Here is a 16,918-nt window from a genome sequence, read left to right as displayed (position 1 = left end):
TTAAATATAAATAGTTTTTATAAAACTCCATCTAAAATATTCAAGTTTTTAACCTGATTTTTCTCTAGCAAAAATTTATATCTTTCAGCTGTCACCTGTGGCGAGCTATGACCGAGTTGTTCTTGAATATAAATCAGTGGCAAGTTTTGCTTGATTAACAGCGATGCATAAATATCTCTCAAGTCGATAAATCGAATCGGCGGAACGGCGGACTTTTTAACAGTTGGAATAAACCTGCGTTTAATCATATTATCAGGATCCTGTGCTTCGCCTTCAGAATTAGGGAATACAAAATCTTTTTCACCCTTAACGCAATCGTTTTGCCATTCTTTCAAAACAACAATTAAATCCTCAGAGATATCAATATTTCTGATTGAATTTCTAGTCCTATGCTTTACCAATGCACCCTTATAAAGACTTTTCCTTGCTTGTATCTGTTTATTTTCCCACAGAATATCCTGCCACGTTAAACCCAATATTTCTCCACGAGACATACCAGTTGAAACTGCTGTCAAAAGTAAGGGATAAAAATCGGGATAATATTTTTTTGCAGTCTGAAGCAATTTTTTAACTTCATCAATTTCTAGAATTCGCATATCCTGATAATAATTTCTCTCATAATTAAATTTAACTGAATCGGGAAGTTTATCACCTGCTGAATAAGTGTTCACAATGATTATCAATATATCAATATATTTATTCACGGTTGAGGTGCTTAAGCCGTCATTTAACATAGTGTGCTTAAATTCATTGACCTTCTCCTCTGTTATTTCGGTTAAAGGAGTTTCGTGAAAATATGGCGTGAGCTGATTTTCGACATAGCCTTTATATGAAAACAAAGTAGATGGCTTAAGGTTTTTACAATAATCTGACTTCAAAAAATGCTTGCCCGCCTCTTTAAAAGTTTTTATTATCGGGGATTTTACTCCTGTTTCCTTAGAGTTTATAGGGTCTTGAGTTTTTATAAAATCAGGGATTTTAATAGACATATTTCTGAAATATTCAATTTCTGATTTCTTGAATTCTTTATTTATTCGCCGTAAAAAAGTTTTCAAAGATGGGAAAGATGATCCCATATCAATAACTTCTTCTGGAAACATATTTTTAAGCAGGCTCATACATTTAAATGCAGATATTTTTTTCGGCGATAAATATAGTTCTCTAAATTTATAATAAATATCATCAGGAATCACTGATTTGGTTGAGTTAATACCATAATTTGGCAATAGACTGCTAATACCATCTCTTAAATAGTCGTTTCTTTTTTGATAATAACTAACCCTAGATGTTTTGTAGTCTGGATAGTTAATATTCCAAATCTCAATAAAATGACTTAATTCTCGTCCTGTTCGACCATTTGCAGCTTTAAACAGCAGCAAATACTTTAAAGCCTTATTTTGAGCGTATGGTTTTGCAGCCTTGAAAATTTCATATTCCCGTTTTTGAACTTTGGGATCAATGATATCTTCAATTTTTTCGGGTCTAAATGTGCGAGCCCCAATCTTCAGCAATCGTGACTCCTTTTTGATATTTTGCTCAGGTCTTGGCAATGAAATAAATACAAAGTCATCCTCGCCTAACTGCTTTATGTTTTTATTCTCAACAGCTTCATTTATAAACGCTTTAACAGATTCTTCCGATTCTTCGCTGATTATTAGTAATTCATCAAACGAAAATTTATTTAGATTTTTTGCAAGTTTCAATAGTTTCAATTGGATCGTCATTGATAAACTCCTTTAATGTTACTTCGTCAATTCCTTTTAAGCCATTCGCTTTTGCAATATTTTCAGCCTTGTTAATCAGCTTAACTATCTGTCGGAATCGGTTTGTTTGGTTGTAAATATAGTTTATTGCACAGTCGGTAGTTTCAACTTCACAAAGTTGGTCGACTATTCCTTTAATATCATTTTGAGTAAAAGGTTCAAATTTTAATTTTTCAGAAATTCTGTCATACAGGTGTCGATATCGCATAAGTTTTTTATCAGCCTGTCCCATTCCAACAAGAACTATTGGAACATTGGTCTTGTCGTGAATATCTCTTAGCGTTTCAATTGCGTGAGAATCGGCGGCGAGGTAATCTATCTCATCAACAATAATCACTCGAGGTTCGGTTTTTAATTGCCTTATGCATTGTTTGAATAGTTCTGAACTTCTGTAATACGGCACCTCGCCAAGTTCTTCTACAACTTCTTCAAGAAGCCATCTCCCTGACATCAGGTTGGTGCTTCTAATAAATGCAGCATCATTTTGTGCTGCCCACCAAACTACCGCCTGAGTTTTCCCCAACCCTGGTTCTCCATAAACTAAAGCCATTCCAGGAACTCCATCTGCTCTGTTTTTAAGATTGTTCATCATAGTGATGAAGTTTTTCACGTTCTTAGTTTTAACAAAAACTTTTTTCATATTACCTCCTTATATTTCATATATTTCTTTGTACTCTTCTGATTTTATGTAGCTTGCAAGCCAAGTTCTGTCGTCCTGCGAGATGCAACCGTGTTTCATATGCCAGTCGTATCTTTCAAAATTCGTTTTAAATATTGGACGAGCGACAATTGATGTTTTTACTTTTGGAATTAATTTTGCTTCTTTTGGAAGAGGCTTTGGCTGACTTGGTTTATCTTTGACAAGTAATTTATTAACCAATTCTTTTTCAATCAAATCAATTTCGTCCAGGTTAAAATGTTCTTTAACGGCTTTTATAGTTTTCCTTCTTAGCTTTTGTTGCCGTTCTACCTTGTGCTTGTAGTCTTCAATATCTTTAATATCTCCCATATGGTAAGCGAGCGGATGGGTTTCTGTTACTCTGTTTGCTCTGCATATAAATTCGCCTTTTATCGAGTAGACTTTGATGGAGCTTAAATCAAAGAGGCTGTATTTTATAATTGATTGCCCTTTTATTCCGTAAAGTGCCTCATCAAAATAGTCAGCTTTTAAGAACCTGATGCCGTTTCTGCCGATGTGCTTTACTTCTTGAGCCAACATTAAGTCATCAAGGTCTCTTTCATTAATGTCTTGTTTCTCGACTTCGTTTATAACTTCTTGGATTGTTTTACCCTCAACATTGGTGCAGGGTTGAGCGTGTTTATACTTCAACCATTCATTTATTAACGCCATTGCCTGCTCAATAGTCGGAATAAAGTGGTTCTTTTCGTGCAGTGCCCTGTGTAATTTTTCATTCCTTTTCATATAAGCGGGTTTATTCTCGATGCTTGTGCCGATGTAACTTGGCATAAGTTTTTCAAAGCCTTCTTGAAAATCAAGGAAGAATCTTTCTATTACCTTTGCCCTTGCGTTATATGGAACAGCGTAAATAGGTTTTATTCCTAATTTTTGATAAATGCCTGTAAAACCTAATTCTTCAAACTTTTTGTCGCCGTTAAAAAACTTGCTTTTGAAAGCTCTGCCATTATCCTGATAAACAAAATCAGGAACGTGGTCTAGGTTCAATATTGCGTTTCGAAGAGCTGATGCAATATTTTGCGTACATTCTTCAAGCATAATGTCATAACCTACAAGCCCTCCTGATTTCCAGTCTAAAAAGCCGAGCAATGTAGCTCGGCAAGGTTTTCCTGTAAATGGATTGATTACTTGAAAATTCAGGGTGTGACCATCTGCGATTAGCACCTGCCCTGTTTTTAAAAGACTTGCGTTTCGCACAATGTAAGGTTCAACTTTATCTTTGAGTGCTTTTTGACCTTCTCTAGCAAGTATCCATTTGTCGTAATTTGCATCTCTAAACCATTCTGCATATCTTCTGAAAGTTACATCCTTGGGAAGAATTTCATAACCACGCTCTGATAATATATGTTTTGTCAGGCTTATAGATTTTCCTATGGAAAATGAATTTGGAGATAAAAGTATTTTTAAAAATATCTTGACCTGTTCTTCATTCAGGGATGTATTGTATTCCTTGCTTGTAGAATATTTGTACTGGCCGACTAATGCCGTCCAATCATCATTAAATTTAATAAGTGACCGCCATCTATATAATGACCCGAATGATATTCGTCCCAGGGTTTTAAAAATATGTTCGTGTAAAATTCCTGTATTATATAGTTCAACAAATTTTTTATCAGAACAGGCGTTTTCGATTTTATTCTTTTTAAAGCTTCTTCTGAATTCCAACCAGCACATCACTATATCGTATTTTGCAAGTGCTCTTTGTTTTTGGGTTTCTGATATCAGTTTTTCCTGTTTAATATTAAAATTTTGTAATTCGATTATTTCTCCGTTTACGGATGTTAAATCGTCATAATATTCTTTTATATATTTAATCTGATATTCTTCTTCTAAGGAGCTGAGTTTAATTTTATATGTTTTTCCGCCTCGGACTTTTTCTACCTTATATTCGTATCGATCCTGATTCAGAGAGAGCCGAACTCCTCTTTTGCTTATGCTCTTTAATTTTGCTACCGTCTCAACATCGAGCCAGGTGCTTTCTGTATTAATATTATTAATGTTTGCCATATCTTGATTCCTTTGTTGTGAATGATAAATCGTTCATTCTCAAATTGGAACCGATTTGGGGGAAATGTGTTCGTTCCTGTTCAAATATTTTTAAATATGTCGTGTTTCAATTACCTGATTTTTGAAATTTCGATTACCTGAGCACTATTATTTTTTATTCTTTGATTAATTTTGGAAAAATCGCTAAAAATTCGCATAAATACTTCCTGCTTAAGGGTTTAAAGCTAATATTATATAAATAACAGACAGAATGAGAATTCTCACTTCAGGTAATCGAAGCAGAGGGAAGAGATTTCCACGTTTAAAAGCAGAAAAGGGCATTTTAAAAGCATTTCTACACACTTCCTACTTTGAAGGAATTAAAGCTTTCAGGTAATTGTAGGTAATTCAAAATGTCCATGCCTGAAAGCTAGATATATTTGAACGTTCAGGCAAAATTGGCATCCGCAATCAGGACTTTTAGGGGGCGAAAAGCGGACAAAACGGACATCAATTCCTTATTGGTTCGTCAAATGAGGGAAGTGCCTCAAACGCCCACACGGTTTATATAACCGCCTAATATTTTCAATTACTTAGTTTTGCATTCTGTCCGGTTAATTATACTTTCGGAGATTTTTGTTGATTTTTCAACTACAAATTTCTATGCGATTGCCTGATAGCCTATTTCCTATATATAGAGTCCTTTAATTTTTAAGCGATGAGTTATTTTTTTAAAGGAATTGTTGTGTCAATGTATTTTGCTCGTTCGCATATTCTATCAGCAAAATTAAAAATATCATCAACACTTGATATTGGTTCTTTTTGTTCTTTATTATCATCGACAAATGAAATGTATTTTTGGCTTCTGTTAAAGTATAATCTGCAAATTGTTTTTCTAATATTATCATCTAAAAGAACATTAAAATAGCTTGCATTATCTCTATAAGTTACCCTTTTTATATTAATCGTTCCCTTTAAGATGCTTTTAACAATAGCGTATCCTTCAAGCTCATCAATTGTTGTAATTACTTCATTTTTTTTATCTTCTTTATCGTTTTGTTTTACAGTATTTAGTGAAATACTGCCATCTAGCACATTTTTCATTATCTTTGAGATAAATGAATTGAATGCTTCGATTGTGGTTTTTGTATGTTTTTCTATTATTTGTGGGGTAATTCTGCCCTGGCAGATTCCAGAACGATTGATTAAATATTTAACAAATTCTTGGTTTGGATTATTATATTCTTCAAATAAAACGTCTACAAATTGTGTTATATATTTTAAGTCACTTGCATTAGCATATGCTTTTTCTATATCAAAACTTCCCTTACTAAATGCTTGCAATTGAGATATTTGTTTTTCTTTAAAATTTAGCAAATTAAATGTAAAAAACGGTTCATTATCAAGTTTTCCATTTTCTTCAATATCTGAAAAGAATTTGTAAATTATTCCATTAGTCAATATTATGAACTTTGCATCAGTTGCTGTAAAATATCTAAATAATTGAGTAGCATGTTTTTTTGCTTCTAATTTTTCATCTTCTATTTTTTTACACTCGATTAGAATTATTGGTTTATTATCTTTGATAATTGCATAATCGACTTTTTCACCTTTTTTCACACCCACATCAGCTGTATATTCAGGAACAACTTCTATCGGATTAAAAACATCATATTCTAATGCACTTATAAATGGCATTATTAAAGCATTTTTTGTTGCTTCTTCAGTTTGCAATTTATCGCCTAGACTTTTTGCTCGTTCTGCTATGTCTTTTATTTTGTCTATAAAATCCATTTATTATCTCCTTAACTACTTCTTTTAATGCTCTAAACTAATTAATATTAACATATTTCGGCTAAAAAACCAATATTGATATATATTACTAGAACTTGAAGCTATTTATATTTAGGAAATTGAAGTTGGTATTAAAGTAGCTGTATTTTTTATGTATAATCAAGGTAAGAAATGTAGCAAAGGAATTAAAAATGCAAAAAGAAAAACTTATGTCAGGTATGCGACCAACGGGAAAACTTCATTTAGGGCATTATATGGGGGTTTTGACTAATTGGGTTAAATTGCAAGACGAGTTTAATTGTTTTTATTGTGTGGCTGATTGGCATGCTTTGACTACAAAATATGATAAAACAGAAGCTTTAAAGCAAGACAGATTAGATGTTGTGCTTGATTGGTTAGCGTGCGGAATCAATCCTGATAGTGCAAATATATATTTTCAATCTCAAATTCCTCAAATTGCTGAGCTTCATATCCTTTTGAGTATGATTACGCCTAATAATTGGGTGGAACGTGACCCGACGTTAAAGGATATGGTTAAAATTTTGAAAGGCAAAGATGGGGCTAACAAAGAAAATATACCGCAGGTCAATTATGGGCTGTTGGGGTATCCTGTTTTAATGACAGCGGATATCTTGGCGTTTAATGCTGCAGTTGTTCCTGTTGGGACCGACCAGTTGGCACATCTTGAGATTTCTCGAGATATTGCAAGAAGATTTAATAATATATACAACACGGATTTCTTTATCGAACCTGCTCCAAAATTGACGCAAATCCCTTTGCTAAAAGGCGTCGATGGGCAAAAAATGGGTAAATCATTTAATAATGATATAAAAATTTCTGATGACGAAGAAACTACTGCAAAAAAAGTTATGCGAGCAATTACAGATAGAAGCAGAGCAAGAAAAGACGACCCCGGACATCCTGACAAGTGCGAAGTTGCGTATAGCTATTATTCAATTTTCGGTAACGAAGAATTACAAAAAGTTGTCGCCGATGAATGTATTGCTGGTTCAAGAGGTTGTGCCGATTGCAAAAGACAACTTGCAAAAGTTATTAATGAAAAATTTGCTCCAATTAGAGCCAAAAGGCTTGAATACGCAAATGACATGGACAAAGTCTATGATATTCTGAATGAAGGTAACAAAAAAGCAAGATGCGAGGCTGAGTCTGTTATGGAAAAAGTCAGAGATATTGTCGGAATTGCATTTAAGTAAATTTTTTTCGTTAATATAATTTTACAAACCAATTCAATCCTTTAAACCAGTATAAAATATAATGTTGCAGTGTGAAGAAAAACATCTCTTATGCCATGTGTAAGTAATGTTTTAGCAATTTTTTATAGGCTTGGCTTTTTATATAATAGTGACCACTAACCAGAGGGAATATTGTGCTTATAGCACCTCTTAAAAATGAAAAATTATTAAATAATCTGAAGTATTCTTCAGGTAAGGTTTCTACGCCCGTTTTCAGCGGTAAAACCGATTATAAGTCTTTAAATGCAGATGTATTTGATGACGGAAAAATATCTACAAAAGAAAAAGCTAAACATTTTGCCAAAGGGGTAATTTCTCCTATCGCCAACTTGTTTAAGAGCCCAAAAAATCTTGCAATTGGTGCCGGTGTTTTATTTGCTGGAGCTCTTGTTACCGCAGCTCTTCCCCCGATGCTTCCTGTTATGGCGGCTTTAGGTGTCGCTACAGGTGCTTTTCAAATAGGAAAAAGTGCTGTTAAAGCTGCAACTGCAAAAACGGATAAGGCTGCAGAACAAGCTTGGGAAGGTATAGGTGCAGGAAGTTTTTCAATAGGAGCTTCAGCTCTTAGTGCAAAATCTTCATTGAAAGCTGCCGGCAAAGATATAATCGTAAAGACTGATTGTGCTTGCGGTAACGGTACCAGAAACATGAAAATGGCAGAAGCTGTTGTCGAATGTTTTAAATCTATTCCTGAAAATCTTTCAAAATCAGCTAAAATGATTAAAAATAAAACTGCCTTTACAAATTTAAAAGGTGTGTTTTTAAAGCCTGTAAATACAAGAGAGGCTGATGATATAAGCAGATTGCAAAAAATTGATTCATCATTTGGCAAAGACAAATTAGATGAATTGCAAAGATATGCTGAGCAACTTCACGATGAAGGGGTTAGGGCTCTTGGTTCTCAAGAAGCATGTTCAGGTGGTTGTGTTGATGAATTGAAGGCTGTTCTTCCTGAAGATATGCGTGATATTGTTACTTTTAGGGTAAAAGGTGCATCTTCTATAAAAGATAAATTGATAACAAGAATGACCGCTGATAAAGAACGAATTATAAAAGAAGCTCAAAAAGCCGGCAAAGCCCCGGATTATACTTCGATGAAGCGGATTTCCAATGTTGAAGAGGCAAGAGCCGAAATAGGTGATTTGATTGGTACAAGAGTGTCTTTAGACAAGGTGGATTCAGCAAGAGTTGACTCTTTGTTAGAGGCTTTAACTAAAGCATTGCGTGATGGCAAGATTAAATTCACTGAAATAGACAACTATACAGGCAAAGATATTACGCCTTATTTTTCTGATTCTCAAATCGAGACTTTGATGGAAGCAGCTAAAGCAGGCGGAGCCAAAGGGACTCTTGCTGAAAGAACAATAAAATATAAAAATTCAGGCTACACGACTTCACAAGTAAATATAGAGTACAAAGACGGCACTTTAGGTGAGTTCCAAATTAGAGGTAAGCATATCGATAAACTTGCTGATGTTGAGCATATTCCTTATGATTTGAGCCAAAGTAAAGATTTATCAGGTGGAAATCCATTGTTAAAAACCTTATATCGTCCTTTGGAAGCTAAAGTTAAAAGTCTTTCACAAAAAGGTTACGAGCAATATAACGGTTATCTAAGAGCTCTTTACAGACATTATCGTGATATTGAAAGAGGTGCTGAAGTGTCTGCGATGCCTAATATAGCTGATTTTATAGATAATAATCCTAAAGTTGTGTTAAATAATGGTGAAAATTTAACTGCAAAACAATCATATTTATGCTATAAAAATATATTAAAAGCACTAGATATAGACAACATTGAAAAATTACATAATGACGCAGGCTGGATTTCTAAATTGCCCAGAACAACTATAGTTAAGGCCATGATGGGCGGAGCAAATACTTATCTTGCGGAAAATAATATAGTTAACGACAAAACCTAACGGAGAATAAAATGAGAGTTGCATTCAACATTCCCGTCATAACAAAACAATTAAATTTTAAAGCGTCTTTCGGCGTTTCAAACCCAGGCGGAATTAAAAATACGCTTGATGATGTTATTGACGATACTATAAAAGATTTTTCTAAAAAAGTTAAGAAAAACGTACCTCAAAAAGGACGTAATTTTCAGATTCAGACAGCTGAGGGCAAAAATCCGGATTTGAATTCAGAAGCGGATAAATTCAAATTTTCATTCAAGCCATCTACCGATTCGGCAAATGAAACAGGTAGAATAATGAGAATGGATGTTTTCTCAAAAGAAGGCAATTCATACAGTCCGATTTTTGAATGTGGCACAAAAGATGAACTTTTAGCTTATGTCGAAGACAAAAATTTCGTGCAAAAAGTTAAAGACGCTATAAAACTTTCAGAACAAAAGCTTTCAGGGTCAGACATTCGTTAATATCAATAAGGCTCTTTTGAGTTTTTATCTTATATGCTAAGATGGAAACATTAAAAGGAGCATTGAATGTTTAATCGAGAAAATTTTAAAATAAAAAATATTGTTTTTACAATGTTGATGCTGTTTTTTATCTGGTTTGTTGTTCAGATAAAAGAAATTGCACTATTGTTTTTCGGAGCTTATGTGATATCTTGTTCGCTAAATCCATTGGTAGATAAGCTTTCTACGAAAATGAACAGGGCTCTTGCCGCAACTGTTGTATTGATTAGTGTATTGTTGGGTATAATTTTGGTTTTAATACCTATTATCGGTATATCATATAGGGAAATAACGATTATAATCAGTGATTTTCCCGCCAAATTACAATCTTTGTTAGTTTATATCCAAACTCACAGTGTGTTTGGTTTTCCTCTTACAAATTTAGTTAAGTTTGATGCTGTACTTGCAAATAGTACGCAAATCGCCTCAGAGGTGGTCAATCAATCTATAAATATCACAGTTATGTTAATCGAAGGTTTGACGATAGCTCTTACGGTTTCAATGATTGTTTTTTATTGGACGTACGAGAAAAAATCAATTGATCATAGTATAATGCGTATTTTCCCGCCAAAAATAAGGGTGAGAGCAGCAGGAATAATGAAATCAATCGAGGATAAAGTTGGCGGATATATTATAGCCCAAGCTCTTTCGATGGGTACAGTTGCTTTGTTCACAGCTATCGGGCTTGGATTTATGCGGATAGAATATTCATTGTTACTTGGTGTAATCGCAGGTGTTTTAGATATTATTCCGATAGTGGGGCCGACTGTTGCTTTGACATTGGGCGTTTGTGCCGCATTGTTGAAAGGTCCGTTGTGGATTATTCCGACGATAATCGTTTATATGGTCGCCCAATGGGTCTCCAATAACCTTGTAAGACCTTTGGTGTTCGGAAAATTCCTTGATTTACACCCCGTTTTGGTTATATTTTCGTTTTTAGTAGCTGCAAAGTTTTTGGGCGTCTGGGGGGTTATTTTGGCTCCTGCAATAGCTGCAATGATTGCTACTTTATTTGACGAACTTTATATTAAATTGATTAATAAAGAAAAGGATGAAACTCTTTAATGCAAGAAACCTTTTTGTATGACAGAAATAATGACAAAAACTCATCATTAAAAGTATGGCTTGCGTTCCCCGGTATATATGCTTTTGGAATGTCGTCAATTGGCTATTTGTCCGTCTTTAGAGCTTTGGATGAGTTGGATGATGTTTTTGCAGAACGTATTTTTACAGATACGAAAAATACTCAAATTAAACCTGAAAATGTCGATGTCTTCGGCTTCTCTACATCGTTCGAGCTTGATTTCTTGTCGATATTTAAGCTTTTAGAAAAGTATAATATTCCATTGTTTTCAAAAGATAGAGATGAATTTTCCCCAATAATATATGGTGGCGGACCTGTGTTATCTTCAAATCCCGAGCCTTTTGCAGAAGTTTTTGATTTTATAATGATTGGCGACGCAGAAGATACAAAAAATATTTTGTTTGAAACCATTAGGGTTAATAAAGGGCGAAAAAAAAGCGAAATTTTAGAGTTGATAAGCAAAATTGAAGGGGTGTATGTGCCGTCTTTAACTCAATTTAGCGTGGAAAAAAATCAGGTTTTAACTCTTTCAGGAGACCCCTATTCTGTTAAAAAATGCACCACTCAACTTGATGAATGTATTTATACCCCGATTTTGAGCGAAGAAAGTTATTTTTCAAATACTTTTATCGTTGAAATAGCAAGGGGCTGCTCAAATTGTTGTGGATTTTGCCAAGCTGCATATTTGAATTTGCCCGTAAGATTTGTTGATTATGAAAAAATAATTGAAGCAATAGAGTTGGGGTTAAAACACACAAACAAAATCGCACTTTTAGGTGCTTTGATTTGTGCCCATCCTCGTTTTGATGATATTTGCGATTATATTATAAATAAGGTCGACAATGGCGAGAATATTGAGGTTTCCGTTTCATCTTTAAGGGCGGATTATGTTTCAGAAAAAACAATTGAAATGCTCGTAAAATGTGGTCAAAGAAATGCCACAATTGCAATTGAGGCAGGGAGTGAAAGACTTAGAAAAGTTATAAACAAGCATTTAAGTGAAGAACAAATCTTCAATATGGTTAAAATGGCAAAAGAAGGTGGGCTTCATGGCTTGAAGATTTATGCCATGATTGGACTTCCTACCGAAACTCAAGACGATTTAATTGAAATGATTGATTTGATTAAGCGTATAAAAGAAATGCACAAAGGATTTGATTTAACGGTAAGTTTCGGTACATTTGTGCCAAAATCACACACGCCTTTTCAATATTGTGAAAGAGAAGCGACAAAGTCTTTAGAAAAAAAATACGAGTTTTTAAAAAAAGAGTTTCATAAAATGGGTGTCAAAATTCGTTGTTCAAGCGTGAAATGGGACTATATTCAAGCAATAATGTCACGTGGCGATAGGAGATTGAGTGAATATTTGGTAGAAGTTTATCGTTGCGGTTCAAATATTGGTTGTTTTAAGAACACTTATAAAGAATTTATAAAGAAAAACAAATTGCCAAAATCTGAAAAATTCGCATTGGCTCCAAGGTCTTTATCAGAAGCTAATCCGTGGGATTTTATATGCCTCCGACCAGGTATAGAGGCACTTAAAAAAGAATATGACAGATTGTTACGATAATTTTAAAAAATAGAAATAATAGGGTTGACTTTATTTTTTAATGTGTCATAATAATTGTATAAGATTTAAGTGTAATCGAAACACCAAATAATAAAAACGAAACATTACAACCCCGAACACATATAAACTCCTAAATAATAAACACAAAGAAGAGACCATTAGGATGCAGAAATAAACCACTCAACAGAGTGGCTTTTTTTTACCTTGAATTTTGATGTAGATTAATATATCTTTTTGCCCCTGAAACCAACAGTATGAATGCTTTTTTAATGATAAGTGTTAGATTTACAATATAAAAATGCTTTTAAAGCATGTTGATTTAGTCTATACTTTACAGGTAAGAGAACATGAGGATTTAAACGTGAAAAATACTGTTGTTGTCGGTGCCCAATGGGGTGATGAGGGAAAAGCTAAAATCACTGATTTGTTGGCACAAGATGCTGATGTCATTATCAGGTATCAAGGTGGATGTAATGCGGGACATACTGTCGTTGCGAATAATGAAACTTTTAAGTTCCATTTGATTCCTTCAGGCATACTTTATAAAAATAAATTTTGCATGATTGGTGCAGGTACTGTTATTCATCCAGAAACTTTTTTAGCGGAAATTGAAGATTTAAAATCCAAAAACATTGATGTGTCAGAGTTAAAAGTTAGCCCTTTGGCTTCTATTACTATGCCTTATCACATTGATATAGATGGGATTTCCGAGCAAAAATCAGGCGAAAATAAAATTGGAACTACTAAAAAAGGAATTGGACCTACATATTCTGACAAAATAGGTCGGTATGGACTCAAAATTCAGGATTTATACGATAAAGAAGCTTTGGATAAAAGGCTTGATGCGATTTTGCCTTTGAAAAATAAAATGTTGGAAAAAGTTTTCGGCTCAAAAACTTATACAAAGTCTGAAATTTTAGATTATTGTAAAAAATATGCTGAAATATTCCGTCCTTACGTTTGTGATAACTGGGTTTCAGTTTTGACAGATGCTATAAAATCACAAAAGAAAATACTTTTTGAAGGTGCCCAAGGAGTAATGCTTGATATCGATTATGGGACTTACCCTTATGTTACAAGCTCAAACCCGATAGGTGGCGGAGCTGCAACAGGTTCAGGTGTTGGACCTACTCATATTAAAAATGTAATCGGCGTCACAAAAGCTTATATTACAAGAGTCGGTGAAGGTCCTTTCTTGACAGAGCTGTTGGACAAAACAGGTGATGAAATAAGAGAAATCGGGCATGAATTCGGCACTACAACAGGGCGTCCGAGACGTTGCGGTTGGTTCGATGCAGTCTTGTCTAAATATACGGTTTTGGTCGGTGGTTTAACCTCCATGGCTATTACAAAACTTGACGTTTTCGATGGGTTTGATGAACTCAAAGTTTGTGTTGCATATAAAGATAAACGAGACGGCAAAATTTATGAAGATTATCCGACCAATATTAATTTGCATAAATATTTAGAGCCTGTTTATGAAACTCACAAGGGATGGAAATCTGATATTTCAAAGGCTAAATCTATGGAGGAACTTCCTGAAAATGCCAAAAAATATTTATCCAGATTGGAAGATTTGGTTGGTATTCCGATAAATATCGTGAGTGTGGGACCGGATAGAGATCAAACGATAATATTGAATCATCCTTTCAAATAGTGTAAAAATAAAAAGGTGGGGCGATTGCTTCACCTTTTTTATTACGAAAAGTTATAGACGTATAAATTTTTCAAAAAAAGTGATTGACTCAAAAGTATGTTCTTGGTAATTTATTATTACAGTCGGTTATGACTTGTATGCGCCAGTAGCTCAGCAGGTAGAGCACTCCCCTTTTAAGGGATAGGTCCCGCGTTCGAATCGCGGCTGGCGCACCATTTTAAAAGACTCCTTTGGGAGTCTTTTTTAGTATAATAATTATGTAGGTTTGTATTTTATAGGTCAGTTAATTTTATGAAAATCGATAAATTCAAAATAGAAGAATGGATGAACAAATATGAGGCATCAGCTGATTATGATTTAAGTGCTACTTGCATTTCTCCTTTTTCACTTGAGGAATTCTTTGACTTGTTTGATGGCGATAATATTGAAAATATCTATCGAGCAAAACTGACTTATGGTGATATTCAAGGCTCAAACAGGTTGAAAAACGCTATTAAATCTCTTTATGAAAGTCAAGAAACGAAAAATATTACGGTAACTCATGGTGCAATTGGGGCAAATCAACTCGTTTTTTTGTCTTTAATTGAGCCTAAAGATGAGGTTGTTGTAGTCCTTCCGACTTATCAGCAGCATTATTCTATTCCGAAGTCGTTAGGTGCAGAAGTAAAAAAAATATATCTAAATTCAAACGATGAATGGAAGCTTGATATAAACGAGTTAAAAAATATTGTTAATAGTAAAACGAAGTTAATCTGTATAAATACTCCCAACAACCCTACGGGTGCTGTATTAGTGGACGAAGAGTTAAATAAACTTATAGAAATTGCAAAAGAGTATGATTTATGGATATTGTCAGATGAAGCTTATAGAGGTTTAAATTTATTTGGTGCAGGTTATTCAAAATCTGTAGCAGATTTGTATGACAAAGGAATATCAGTTGGAAGCATGTCAAAGACTTATTCTCTTCCGGGAATTAGGGTTGGTTGGGTTTGTTCCGATGAAAAATTAATCCGAGAAATCAATCATCAACGGGAATACAACACTATTAGCGTTAGTATTCTTGATGATTATATAGCCTCAATAGCCTTAGAACACAGGCAAGAAATTCAAGAGCGAAATCTTAAAATAGTTCAAAGTGGCTATCACATATTGGAAAAATGGATTGAAAAAGAGCCTCTAGTGTCTTGCATTCTGCCCAAAGGCGGAACGACCGCTTTTGTCAAGTATCATAAAGATATTCCTTCAAGAGAATTTTGCCTCGATTTGCAAGAAAAAACAGGTGTTGCGACTTTGCCGGGTGAAACTTTGGATTTAGAGGGGTATTTTAGAGTTGGTTTTTGTATTGATGCTGATGAACTTGATGTTGCACTAAAAAAAATATCAGATTATCTTCATTCTATAACGTAGACTAGAAATTATTGGATTTAGCGTTTGGTGTTTTTTTGTACATAATAAAACACAGTAGTGATATGAAAATAGAAATCAAGAAAAACAAAGTCCAATGTACTTGAACATTTGGGATTTTAGTGCAGATTGCGAATATGAATCCGGCACTAATTGAGCCAATGGCAGTCATTATTGCTTTTGCTATCGTTGCAGATGCCAGATAGATAGAAGACATTTTATCCGGTAATTCTCGCAATGGTATGTTGTTATTAACAAGGTTTGTAACAGCAGTAAATAATCCGATAAGAATATGAGCGATAAAAAGGAATAAGCTTATTTTTACAATGTTGGTAGTCGGAATATATATAGTGGTGATAATTAATACTAAGCTAAGGATTAATGTAAGCATAGCCTTTCTCACTAAGCAGTCAGAACCTTTTTCGTCTTCGTGTTTCCCTACAATATTAATTATTGAAATATAAGAAAGTTGATTTATTAAGGTTAATAAAATTACATTATTTAAACCGATTTTTAAACTTTGCAAAAGGTAAATTCCTATAAAAGGAGTTGCAAAATTTACAACGAAATTCAAATATCCTAATTTTGAAAGAACTGTTTTTATAGACTTTTCGGTAAATAGTTTTTTGAATTTTGTGAAAAACATGTTATCTTTATCTGCAATTATATGGGTGTCTTCTACTTGTGTTAGTGTATAAGCTCCATATATCCCGACGATAAAAGCTAATAAAAACAAAACCGAGTAAATGTACATTCCGAAATCTGGATAATAATGCTTTACAGCTGTTAAAAACAGATAAACTAAAATGAAAACAATCGTTTTTGCAATCATCATGTATTTAAAACGGATAGAAAAGAAGGTTCCTAATTCATTTTTGTTTATAAGCATTTTCATCCACGGTAGCCAAGCACCTCCTGAAATTGCTCCTATAAGATATGCACACAATAAAAATAAAATGAGTAGAAATAGAGAGTATTTGTTCTTTGGCAAAAGTGCGATTAGTGCGATAAAAAGATAAAAGGGTCTACTTGCAAAAGCGGAAATAACAGAGATTTGTTTTACTGACTTGCCTTTTTCAATAAGATAGGCAGCCAGTAAATGCATTAAATTCCCCAAATAAGGAATTGCGGAGATAAAACCCAGTAAAATCGGAGATGCCCCAAGAATTAGGGCGTAAGCCAAAATTGTCGGGCCGACAACAAGTGTGTCCATAATAGCACAGGCAGTTCCACCGTAGATGATAAATTTTTTTGATTTATCTGTTTGAAAATTCAAATTTTATTGACC

12 protein-coding genes and 1 tRNA gene are annotated in these 16,918 nt (G+C 34.0%); 8 read left to right on the top strand and 5 right to left on the bottom strand.

The window, feature by feature from the left end; all coding sequences use genetic code 11:
* Window positions 1-17: 17 nt before the first annotated feature.
* The 4 genes from PHV37_08810 to PHV37_08795 form a co-directional block, all read right to left on the bottom strand.
* A complete protein-coding gene (locus PHV37_08810) occupies window positions 18-1,724 on the bottom strand; it encodes a site-specific integrase (protein ID MDD3238179.1) in 1,707 nt (568 codons plus the stop codon).
* Entirely contained in the window at window positions 1,678-2,403 is a 726-nt protein-coding gene (locus PHV37_08805; protein ID MDD3238178.1) for an AAA family ATPase, read from the bottom strand. Before PHV37_08805 ends, PHV37_08810 begins: the two co-directional genes overlap by 47 nt.
* 9 nt (window positions 2,404-2,412) lie before the next feature.
* Entirely contained in the window at window positions 2,413-4,467 is a 2,055-nt protein-coding gene (locus PHV37_08800; GenBank protein MDD3238177.1) for a transposase family protein, read from the bottom strand.
* Window positions 4,468-5,169: 702 nt separating this feature from the next.
* On the bottom strand, window positions 5,170-6,240 hold the full coding sequence (locus PHV37_08795) for a type I restriction enzyme HsdR N-terminal domain-containing protein (protein MDD3238176.1): 1,071 nt from the start codon (window positions 6,238-6,240) through the stop codon (window positions 5,170-5,172).
* Window positions 6,241-6,431: 191 nt separating this feature from the next.
* On the opposite strand from PHV37_08795, the gene trpS reads away from it, so the two are divergent.
* From trpS to PHV37_08755, 8 genes are all read left to right on the top strand, one after another.
* Entirely contained in the window at window positions 6,432-7,454 is a 1,023-nt protein-coding gene (gene trpS, locus PHV37_08790) for a tryptophan--tRNA ligase (protein MDD3238175.1), read from the top strand.
* 173 nt (window positions 7,455-7,627) lie between these two features.
* Window positions 7,628-9,415 carry a hypothetical protein gene (locus PHV37_08785; protein ID MDD3238174.1) on the top strand — a complete coding sequence of 596 codons (1,788 nt, stop codon included), beginning with the start codon at window positions 7,628-7,630 and terminating at the stop codon, window positions 9,413-9,415.
* An 11-nt stretch (window positions 9,416-9,426) separates the two neighbouring features.
* A complete protein-coding gene (locus PHV37_08780; protein ID MDD3238173.1) occupies window positions 9,427-9,876 on the top strand; it encodes a hypothetical protein in 450 nt (149 codons plus the stop codon).
* A gap of 66 nt (window positions 9,877-9,942) precedes the next feature.
* Window positions 9,943-10,980 (top strand): AI-2E family transporter, encoded by a 1,038-nt coding sequence (locus PHV37_08775; GenBank protein MDD3238172.1) that lies wholly within the window; start codon window positions 9,943-9,945, stop codon window positions 10,978-10,980.
* Entirely contained in the window at window positions 10,980-12,569 is a 1,590-nt protein-coding gene (locus tag PHV37_08770; GenBank protein ID MDD3238171.1) for a radical SAM protein, read from the top strand. Before PHV37_08775 ends, PHV37_08770 begins: the two co-directional genes overlap by 1 nt.
* Before the next feature lie 298 nt (window positions 12,570-12,867).
* Window positions 12,868-14,226, top strand: a complete 1,359-nt coding sequence (locus PHV37_08765) for an adenylosuccinate synthase (GenBank protein ID MDD3238170.1) — start codon at window positions 12,868-12,870, stop codon at window positions 14,224-14,226.
* Between the two features lie 139 nt (window positions 14,227-14,365).
* Window positions 14,366-14,441 (top strand) — tRNA-Lys (locus PHV37_08760).
* 76 nt (window positions 14,442-14,517) lie between these two features.
* Window positions 14,518-15,633 (top strand): aminotransferase class I/II-fold pyridoxal phosphate-dependent enzyme, encoded by a 1,116-nt coding sequence (locus PHV37_08755; protein ID MDD3238169.1) that lies wholly within the window; start codon window positions 14,518-14,520, stop codon window positions 15,631-15,633.
* A 1-nt stretch (window position 15,634) separates the two neighbouring features.
* On the opposite strand, the gene PHV37_08750 is transcribed toward PHV37_08755, so the two are convergent.
* Window positions 15,635-16,906 (bottom strand): hypothetical protein, encoded by a 1,272-nt coding sequence (locus PHV37_08750; GenBank protein MDD3238168.1) that lies wholly within the window; start codon window positions 16,904-16,906, stop codon window positions 15,635-15,637.
* Between the last annotated feature and the right edge of the window lie 12 nt (window positions 16,907-16,918).

The sequence above is a fragment of the Candidatus Gastranaerophilales bacterium genome, assembly GCA_028693235.1.
In the GTDB taxonomy this organism is placed as follows: Bacteria; Cyanobacteriota; Vampirovibrionia; order Gastranaerophilales; family Gastranaerophilaceae; genus JAQUVW01.
This window is presented reverse-complemented; position numbering and strand designations above follow the sequence as displayed.